This is a genomic window from Peptidiphaga sp., assembly GCF_057238965.1.
Genome location: NZ_DBHHEV010000032.1, coordinates 14,488 through 23,168, shown reverse-complemented (window position 1 = coordinate 23,168; position 8,681 = coordinate 14,488). Strand labels below are relative to the sequence as shown.

General features: G+C 63.9%; 9 protein-coding genes. 3 read left to right on the top strand and 6 right to left on the bottom strand.

Annotated features, from left to right (window positions below; translation table 11 throughout):
• Positions 1-119: 119 nt before the first annotated feature.
• Positions 120-779, bottom strand: coding sequence for a Crp/Fnr family transcriptional regulator (locus ACO48X_RS05445; RefSeq protein WP_485001109.1), 660 nt, complete (start codon positions 777-779; stop codon positions 120-122).
• Positions 780-893: 114 nt separating this feature from the next.
• Here ACO48X_RS05445 and nth point away from each other — a divergent pair, with 114 nt between their 5' ends.
• Entirely contained in the window at positions 894-1,580 is a 687-nt protein-coding gene (nth, locus tag ACO48X_RS05440; protein WP_485001108.1) for an endonuclease III, read from the top strand.
• A gap of 61 nt (positions 1,581-1,641) precedes the next feature.
• On the opposite strand, the gene ACO48X_RS05435 is transcribed toward nth, so the two are convergent.
• The 5 genes from ACO48X_RS05435 to ACO48X_RS05415 form a co-directional block, all read right to left on the bottom strand.
• On the bottom strand, positions 1,642-2,556 hold the full coding sequence (locus ACO48X_RS05435) for an alpha/beta fold hydrolase (protein WP_485001107.1): 915 nt from the start codon (positions 2,554-2,556) through the stop codon (positions 1,642-1,644).
• 9 nt (positions 2,557-2,565) lie between these two features.
• Positions 2,566-4,659: a hypothetical protein gene (locus ACO48X_RS05430; RefSeq protein WP_485001106.1), complete on the bottom strand. Its 2,094-nt coding sequence runs from the start codon at positions 4,657-4,659 to the stop codon at positions 2,566-2,568.
• A 248-nt stretch (positions 4,660-4,907) separates the two neighbouring features.
• The gene (locus tag ACO48X_RS05425; protein WP_485001105.1) at positions 4,908-5,282 is read right to left on the bottom strand and encodes a hypothetical protein; all 375 of its coding nucleotides are present in this window, start codon (positions 5,280-5,282) and stop codon (positions 4,908-4,910) included.
• Between the two features lie 674 nt (positions 5,283-5,956).
• Positions 5,957-6,499 carry a hypothetical protein gene (locus tag ACO48X_RS05420; protein ID WP_485001104.1) on the bottom strand — a complete coding sequence of 181 codons (543 nt, stop codon included), beginning with the start codon at positions 6,497-6,499 and terminating at the stop codon, positions 5,957-5,959.
• A gap of 203 nt (positions 6,500-6,702) precedes the next feature.
• A complete protein-coding gene (locus tag ACO48X_RS05415) occupies positions 6,703-7,215 on the bottom strand; it encodes a hypothetical protein (RefSeq protein WP_485001103.1) in 513 nt (170 codons plus the stop codon).
• A gap of 66 nt (positions 7,216-7,281) precedes the next feature.
• Here ACO48X_RS05415 and ACO48X_RS05410 point away from each other — a divergent pair, with 66 nt between their 5' ends.
• Both ACO48X_RS05410 and ACO48X_RS05405 read left to right on the top strand, forming a co-directional pair.
• Positions 7,282-7,455 (top strand): hypothetical protein, encoded by a 174-nt coding sequence (locus ACO48X_RS05410; RefSeq protein ID WP_485001102.1) that lies wholly within the window; start codon positions 7,282-7,284, stop codon positions 7,453-7,455.
• Between the two features lie 418 nt (positions 7,456-7,873).
• On the top strand, positions 7,874-8,681 hold an 808-nt coding region (locus ACO48X_RS05405; protein WP_485001101.1), incomplete at its 3' end, for a CpaE-like family protein.

The window sequence follows — 8,681 nt, the reverse complement described above, 5'->3', positions numbered from 1 at the left end:
CCGTGTGAACGCGGCAACCGGGCAAGCGTCGCGAGGTCCGTGTGAAAGCCTCAACCGCGCGCATGTCGCAAGGCTCCGGCGGTCGGAAGTCTCATCGCTTCCGACCGCCGAGGGCTCCGTCAGTGGGCGCGGCGCTGGAGGCGCCCGATCTCGATGAGGAGAACTGCTCTTCCCTCGAGGCGGATCCAGCCGCGCGAAACGAAGTCGGCAAGCGACTTGTTCACCGTTTCACGGGAGGCGCCCACGAGGTGGGCAAGCTCTTCCTGTGTGAGGTCGTGGGCGACGTAGATGCCTTCGGGAGTCCGCTCTCCGAAGCGATTGGCCAGATCGATCAGCGCCTTGGCGACGCGGCCGGGGACGTCGGAAAAGACCAGATCGGCCATCTGCTCGTTCGTGTTGCGCAAACGACGGGCCAGCTCTCGAAGCATGGTTATGGCCATGTCGGGATGCTGGTTGATGAAGTTCAAGGAGATCAGGCGGGTGGGCGCGATCGCGGTGACCGTAGAGGAACGGGCGCCGAGGTCGAACAGTGAGAGTTCGCCGATGATCTCACCCGGGCCGAGAACGGCGATGAGATTCTCGCGGCCGTCGTCGGACGAGTGGCTGAGCTTGACTTTGCCGTCGGTGACTATGTACAGGCGGTCGCCCTCGTCACCTTCGCGGAAAAGCGAATCGCCTCGTTTGAGAGACGTTTCGCTCATCAGCTGGCTGAGAGCCTCAAGGTCCTCCGCGTCGATGTCCTTGAAGAGCGGAACCGCCTTGAGAACGCTAATGTCCATCTGTTCCCTTTCCGTCGTTCAATCCTTTGTAGTGGATCACACTAAACTCTAACATTGCAATTTACCTCACAGTCGATCATATTTCGAGTTTTCGGAGCGAGTTACGCTTGGGGCATGCCTTCACGTGCCTCTTTGCCACAGCGTCCGCGGTCCCTTTCTGCCCGCAAGGACGCAGCTTTTGAGATAAACCGCCGCCTGACGGCGCTCTATCCCGACGCCGCGTGCGCACTGGATTACTCGAATCCCTTCGAGCTGTTGGTGGCCACCGTCCTCTCGGCGCAGACCACGGACGCGCGAGTCAACACCGTCACCCCGCGCCTTTTCGAAGCCTATCCCGGACCGGAGGCCCTTGCCGGCGCGGACCGCCTTGAGCTCGAAGACATTCTCCATCCCCTCGGCTTCTACAGAGCCAAGGCGGCCTCTTGCATCGGCCTTGCCGCCTCTCTGTGCGCGAACCACGGCGGCGAGGTGCCGCGGACCCTGGAAGAGCTCGTCAAGCTTCCCGGCGTCGGAAGGAAGACGGCGAACGTCGTCCTCGGAAATGCGTTTGGCGTGCCCGGAATCACCGTCGACACCCACGTCGGCCGTCTCGCACGGCGCTGGGCGTGGAGCAGAAGCGAGGATCCCGTCAAGGTCGAGGCGGACATCGCCCGCCTCATTCCCGAAAGCGAGTGGACGCAGGCGTGCCACCGGATCATCTTCCACGGGCGTCAAGTGTGCCGTGCGCGAAAGCCCGCGTGCGGGGCGTGCGCCCTGGCCGACGTCTGCCCGTCCTACCCGCTTCTTGCCGGGCGGGCTTGAGGCTCGGATTCACTGTAGGGCGGGCTTGAGGCTCGGATTCATTGCCGGGCGCGTTTGAGCCTCAGATCTGGGCCAGGAACTCCAAGACGAGCTCGGTGACGCGGCTGGGCTGCTCTTCTTGGACGAAGTGCCCGGCGTCGGGAACCTCGATGAAGCGATAGTTGCCCCTGGCGAACTCGAGGTCCTTTCTCCAGGCCCGCGCGGGCAGGAGCGGGTCGCGTTCGCCGCGCACCGCCCACACGGTCGCGTTCACGAAGCGGCGGGTGAGAGCCATGTGTTCGCGTCCGTTGATCTTCGACGTCGAAAGGTAAGACCAACGAAGCTGTTCGAGCGAGATCGACGCCGCCTCGGGCAGACGGAGCGCCGCGGCGTAGTTGGCGGCCTCCCCGGATGCGCCGGCGTTCCCCGGCGCCGACCAGTCTGTCAGGAGCTTTCTGAGGACTTCTTCGTCCGTCAGGCGCTTCGCCGCGTAATGCGGAATGAGCGTTTTGAGCACCTGACGCCAGGTTTTGAGCGTCAGATGCGTGCCGAGCCTCTGGAGGGTGCGGGGGTGTGGCGCTGAGACGGTCATGACGCCTTCGACGACGTCGGGCTCGAGGGCCGCCACCGACCACGCGAGGAATCCTCCGCGACCTTGGCCTATGACGACGGCCCTCGACGTTCCGAGGCTGCGGACAATGGCCGCGAGGTCCTGCGTGAGGAGCATGCCGTCGGCCGAGTCCGGCGTTTTGTCTGACCCGCCTATGCCCCGCTGGTCGATGGCCGCCACCTCGTAGCCGGCGAGGGCGACGGCTTCGATCTGGTGGCGCCACGCCCACCAGTATTCGGGGAATCCGTGGACGAAAAGAACGAGCGGGCGATCGCTGCGGTGCTCGCCCATGTGGGCGATGTGGAATTGGCACCCGTTGGCGTTGATGAGCCGATGCTGCCAGGGGCCGGGCAGAAAGACCGCCGAGTTGTCTGCGGGAGCGCTCATCGTCTCGTCCTAAGTGTCGTTTGTGTCTGTTGGCTCCGCACGTCGAGCCCGCGATGTGGGTACGTACACGTTCTCGTAGTCCTGTAGCGATTCGAGAGCGAGCGTACGGCGCGCAATGAGTACACCATACTTGTGGCCGCGACGGCGGGCCCAGTGCGAAACCGCTCCGGTGAGAATGAGCACCCCGCCGAAAACGAACATCAGGCCGGTCAGCATGTCGTACGCCAGCAGATTGGCGACGTTGCGAGTGAAGCCGTTCCCCGCGAGTCGCTGGGAGATCGGGTCGAGAATCGAGCGCTCGGTCCAATGCGGCAAAGCCAGCCCCAACGCCCCGAAGGCCGCGACGATCCAGCCGGTGAAGGCCGCACCCAAAGACGACGCCCGGGCAAGGAACCAGATGAGGGCAAGGATTGCCAGCCCCCCGACGAGTTCGCCGGCCCCCGCAAAATTGACCGATGAATCCTTGTAGGCGGCGACGAGGCGCGCGTGCGCGTCGGATACCACATACCACGCAGGGGGAACGAGGAGGATTGTGGCGAAAAGCACTCCGACGTGTGCGGGCGCGCGCTTTTTCGGTGCGGCGGGAACGTCGGATTCCAGGCTCTCGTCGAGAGCCGCCCGCTGAGATTTGACGTTTGTGCGGCGTCGCGAGGACGCAGGCGAGGCTTGCCCGGAGTCGTCCGCGTCTGCCTCTTCTGAGGCGCGGGAGGGGGACGAGGCGGGGAAAGCCTCCGATGAGAGAGAGTCGCCGACGGCCTCGGTGTCGAAGGCCGAATCCGCGCCGAACGTCAAGCCCTCGCCGAACGTCGAGGCGCCCGCGAACGACGTCGCGCTTTCGTATGTGCCGCCGATGTCCCGAGACGTTTCGAACGTCGTCGTGGCGACATCGTCGCTGAAGATGCTGGAGACTCCGCCGGTCGTGGGAATCCCGTCCGCGTCGACGTCGGCGAGGGCGCGCCTGAGGCTTGTGCGGATGGGATGCCTGTTTTCCGACGGCGAGGCTGCCGAGACGACGGCAGACTGAACGGAGAGCGAATGCGCGGGCGAGCGTCGGCCTGCTCCGGAATGGCCGGGAGATTGGGAATAAGCCGGCGTTTGGGAGCGTGAACGCCTCGTTGGCGAGGGGCGAGAGGCGGCCGGAGAGTCCGTGGGCCCGAGCTGCTGGTCGGGTGTACGTGAGCTCGAAAAGGAGCCTAGGCCTGCGGCGGCGGCCAAGGATTCACGCATTGCGGCGGGGGAATCCCCAGGCTCGCCTCTTCCGGAGGCGCTTGAAGGCGTCCGCGGCGCCGAAAGCCGGAAAGCGGCCGAGGCGGTTTCCTCCGGGTCCTCAGGCGTGATCGACGGCGTCGGCGCGGTGGACGGGAGGAAGTCCGACGGCATGGGAGGAGTGGGCTCCGTGGGGCTTTCGGCTGGTTCGGCGCTTTTGACTTGTGTTGCGTTTTCGGTTGGCGCCGCGCTTGGACTGGAGGCGGCGCTTTGGCTGGGTGAGGCGCTTTCGGCGGGCGTGACGCTTGGGTTGGGGGCGGTTCCCTCGGTTGCGGGACGGTGGGGCGACTCCGCCTGAGGCGGCTCGGGAGAGCTTGCGGACGGATAGGCTGCGGCGGAGGAGGCCGCCGCGGCGAGGGGAGTCGTCTCAGCGGAGGGGGCCGCTGCGGCAGGAGAGGCCGCCGTCGGATGGGGAATCGACGTTGTCGCCGGAGAAGCGGTCGAGGCAGAGGCTGCGTTCCAAGCCGACGGCGTTTCCGGGGCGGCGCGGAAAAGCGGAGTGGCAAGGGTGCGAGGGCGAGTGTCGTCTAGGTCGGGTTCGGACGGCACCTGCGTCGCCCGGGTGAACACGATGCCCGACGGCGCCGAGCCGCCGTTCCCAGATGCGGCGCTGCCGCCGGATCCTCTTCTCTCGCCGGATCCTTCGCTTGCTTCGGGTCGTTCATTCGCGCCCGCCCCCTCGCTCGCGTCGGCTCGTCCCTTCGCGTCGGGCTCTTTTGCCGCCGAATGCCCGAAATCCGCCGCTTTGGGCTTCTCTTCGTAGAGAGGCTTGAGAATGTGGCCCTCGTCGAACGGTCTGCGCTGAGGCGAGTTGTAGGGGTCCGTGGGGATCGTCATGGTTCCTCCTCTTCGAAAAGCGTACGACAGGCGTGGCCGATCGGAAGGGAAGCTCGAAGTCTGGCGAGGCGGGCCTCAGGCCTTGAAGGGCGGGTTTCGGCTTTTCCGATCCGGCCGACTTCGACTCTTCGAGAGGGGGCGATTCCACGTCGCAATCCAACGCGGGAAATGCGGTGCGTGGCGAAATGCGGCATGTGGGCGGCCCAAAGGCCGCCCACATGCCGGTGCTCACTTCAGAGAGCGAAGGTTCACTTCGTTTGTGTAAGTTCCTTGCTGTACTTCGTCGCGCATTCCCTCGCCGCGGTGCTGAGAGCTTCCTTGTCCTTATGGAATTGCTCCTCTTTGCCTTTCCTGACCTCGGCTTTCTGCTTGCCGTCGGCGATGGCCTTCAGGTTTTCGTTGCTCATCTTGTCGTAAATCTTGTCCGCGGCGCAAGAGGCCAACTTCTTGATGGCGGTTGGCGACGCTTTGCGGATAAAGGGCTGGGAGGAGAGAATCTTCGTCAGACCCTTGCTGACGTCTTCTTTCGAAGGCTTTGCGTCGCTGTCACCCCCGCCGCAAGCTGCGAGGGAAAAGGCGAGTGTGGGTATCGCAATGAAAGCTGCGATCTTCTTGCGTAGCATTGTGTTCCTTACTGTTGATGAGACTGCGCTGCGACAGGATAGCTTTATTTCCAGGAAGCTACCGAATCGACCGGTTTCAAACCGTCCATCTGCGTGTAACTGACCATCGGCGTGAACGATGCGTCCCGCATGGATATGGAAGCGTTGAACTTTCCACTTTTCTGAGAAGTGTCGAATCGCTGACTGGAACTCGCAAGGGCGAGGCAGGCGAGCAGGCTAAAGCGGCGGCCAAGCTTGTCTTCGGCACGGCACTCCTTTTCTTTGTGGGCGGCAGATGTTTGGCGGCTTGAACCGCTCTACCGTTCAAGTTACATTACACGTGCGCGTGCCAAGTAAGCGAATCGGGGGGACGACTCCCCGCTGATGTGACTCCCACCCGTTGGCTGCAAAATGTTGCAGTTTCGCGCTGAGATGGCGTTTTTGTAACGAAATGTCTGGTCGTAGGCGGGAACAATCTCCTTGCAGCGGCTTCGGTCCATTGGAGGCGAGATGGCTGCAAGTTTCTCACGCTGCCCCGTCGGCGAGGGTTGAGACAACGGGGGAAACGCTCAAGGAGTGGGCGGAGCCGCGACTGGGCGGCTCCGCCCACGATTCCCGTCCGTGTGAATGCGGCTGTGAACCGGCGTGAGTGGAACTGCCCGGAGTTCGAGGGCGGCCACGGTTTCGCCGCTCGGTCACTGGTTTCCGGCGCCGCCCCCCATCTGCTGCTTGAGTTCGTTGATGCACTGCAGCACGGAGTTCTTGACAAGGGTCTTGTCGGAGGCTGAAAAGGGTGCGCTGGTCTTGCCTGTTGCGAGGCCGTTGAGGGTCACGGGCGTCGCCTTGTCATAGATCTTGTCCACTATGCATGTGGACAGGCTCTGGAGGACAGGCTCGGGCATGTTGGTGTTCTTGAGCTGGGGCAGCTCCCTGACCATCTTTGACATGCCGGCTATGGCGGCCTCCTTGGAGGGCTTTTCGGCGTTGTTCCCGGATCCTTCGTTGCCCGAGTTTGAGTCGTCGGACGAGCTGGCGGACGAACCGTCGTCCGACGGGGATTTCGAACTCGAACCGGTCGCGGAGGACGGATTCGCCGAAGGCGGATTTGTGGAAGCGGTGGCTGCCTTGCCTCCGCCTGAGGTTTCTTTTGACTCCCCCTTCGAGTCGCTCCCGCATGAAGCCAGCGAAAGGGCCAATGCTGGAATTGACAGGAGAACGGACAATTTCTTTAGACGCATGATACCTCCGTATGGTTAAGTTCGGGGGCGGCCGCTGCCTTACAACCGCTTCCATCAGCCTACAAGGGTATCCTGCGAGATCTCCATTCTTTCCATTGGCTTGACTTGTCGCTGTGTTTACCCTGTTGTCTGTTTGCCTGTTGCTGTGCGTATCCTGCCGTTCTGCTCTCTCTAGGGGCATTCATTGCTGTTATGAGGGGCGCTCATTGCCGAGACGGATCTGAACTTTGGTTCGTTCTGCCAGCCGGCGACGGGACGGCGCCTTTGTCCGAATCTGGTCCCTTGGCCGGGTCTGTGCTCTTGTCTTGATCGGGGTTCTTGTCCGGGTTCGCGATCTGGGCGGACGCTTGGCTTGCGCATTCGGCCGTGGCCTTCTCCAGAATCTGCCGGTCTTTCACCGCGATTTGAAAGTCCTGCTTGCCGCTGGCCAAGCCGTTGAGCGTGAAGGCGGTCGCCTGATCGTAGAGCCGCTTTGTCACGCACGCCCCCATCTTTCGGTACTGATCGGCGGAGAGGTCGAGAGACCCGAAGCCTCCCGACTCTTTCAGGATCTTCGTCGTTCCCGCTTCGACGCGCCCGCGCTGAGGCTTTCGCTGGAGTCCCCCGTCGGCTCCCGAAGCCCCTATCGACGTCGATTTCGCGTCGAGGCTGCACGCGGAAAGGGCGAACGGCAAGAAAGGGACGACGGCGACGGCTATGAATCTGGCTGCGCGCATTTTTCCTCCGAAGTTCGCGTGGGCCGCATGCTGATCGTGCGAGAGGCTCGTGCGAAAGGGTCGTTCGTGAAAGGGGTCCGTCAAGGGACTGCTCCAAAAGAATACATGCTCGACGGCGGGCGAAACTGGGTGTGGGGCGAGCTCCACATCCCGACGTCGGGGATGCCCGGTGCGGATCGGATGGCCGACGTCGCTCAGACCGTGTGCGAGACGATAGCTGTGCTGACGGCGCTGTGCTGACGATAGCTGTGCTGACGGCGCTGTGCTGACGATGTCCGACCGGCGACGTCCGCCGGTCTCGTTGCCGTGCGCAGACGATGGGCGTGCTGATCGAATCTCGCCGGTCCGGGCGCTTTGCGCCTTCGCGCGAATGAAAAGCGGGTCCGCGTTTCAATGACGCATAGGCGCTAAGTTTTCGCCGCTTGGTCCACAGATTTTTCCACGTGTTTCCAATCCACAACTGGCATTCAATCGGAAGCTAAGCGAAAGCCGACGGAGTTTAATGCCGTTCATGATTGCTAAAAGTGTAGATAAAACACACATCCGCGCTAAGCAAAAAATGGAAGGGGCGAACGGACGCCGGCAAGCCTTGAGGGCGCACTCGGGAGGCCGCGGCGGAGGCTCGCAAAGGCGGGCGTCGCCCGACGGAAGCCTTCCCGTGGTCGCATTGTCCAGCTCCAGCGCAGCGGTCAGATCGGAAGTCGATCGAATCGCCGCATTGGGAGGCATCGACGTCGAGCATGTGGCGGACGGCGGCGCCGACGCGGCCGTCCTCAATCTGAGCGAGGTGAGGGCGTCGGCGGTAAAAGTCCGCGCGCGCTTTCATCCGGCTTACGCCCCGTACTTCGCCTGGGGGTCGCTCGAGCTCACCCTGCCCGACGAGGCGGAGGACCTTCTCGAGCTGCTTTTGGCGGCAGGGACGACCAGGCGCGGGCAGATCGTCGGCGTCGTCGGAGTTCATGGCGGCGCCGGCGCTTCAACCGTCGCCGCGTGGCTTGCCCGCACATTGGAAGGCAGGTTCCGGGTGGCCCTCGTCGACGCCGACCAGTGTTCTGCGGGGGCCGACCGACTGCTGGCCCTCGACGGGCAGGCCGGCGTCAGATGGGCCGACCTGCGGTCGGATTCGGGCGTGCTGGTCCCTGGGCGGCTGCTCAACTCGCTGCCTTCCGAGCGAGGGCTTGCCGTGCTCAGCGCCGACGATCGGGGCGCGATGCCTTCGGGCGAGGCGGGGGAGGCCGCGGTGGCCGCCTTGTCCCAGGTGCGGGACCTGTGCGTCATCGACTTGCCCGGAGAGGCCTTGATCGAAGGGAGCGCAGCCCATCGGCTGCTCGGATGGCTCGACGTCGTCGTGCTCGTGGCGCGCGGCGGAAGCGGTCCGGCGCGGCAACTCGCCCGGGCTGTGGCGAATGTGCCCGCGGGCGTGGGGATTCTGGTGGCCGCCCTCGGCGTCAGAGGAGGTGAGGCTG

Coding starts and splice junctions, on each gene's coding strand:
- ACO48X_RS05420 (WP_485001104.1), bottom strand. CDS start 6,499: ATGCGTCTAAAGAAATTGTCCGTTCTCCTGTCAATTCCAGCATTGGCC.
- ACO48X_RS05435 (WP_485001107.1), bottom strand. CDS start 2,556: ATGAGCGCTCCCGCAGACAACTCGGCGGTCTTTCTGCCCGGCCCCTGG.
- ACO48X_RS05445 (WP_485001109.1), bottom strand. CDS start 779: ATGGACATTAGCGTTCTCAAGGCGGTTCCGCTCTTCAAGGACATCGAC.
- nth (WP_485001108.1), top strand. CDS start 894: ATGCCTTCACGTGCCTCTTTGCCACAGCGTCCGCGGTCCCTTTCTGCC.
- ACO48X_RS05425 (WP_485001105.1), bottom strand. CDS start 5,282: ATGCTACGCAAGAAGATCGCAGCTTTCATTGCGATACCCACACTCGCC.
- ACO48X_RS05430 (WP_485001106.1), bottom strand. CDS start 4,659: ATGACGATCCCCACGGACCCCTACAACTCGCCTCAGCGCAGACCGTTC.
- ACO48X_RS05415 (WP_485001103.1), bottom strand. CDS start 7,215: ATGCGCGCAGCCAGATTCATAGCCGTCGCCGTCGTCCCTTTCTTGCCG.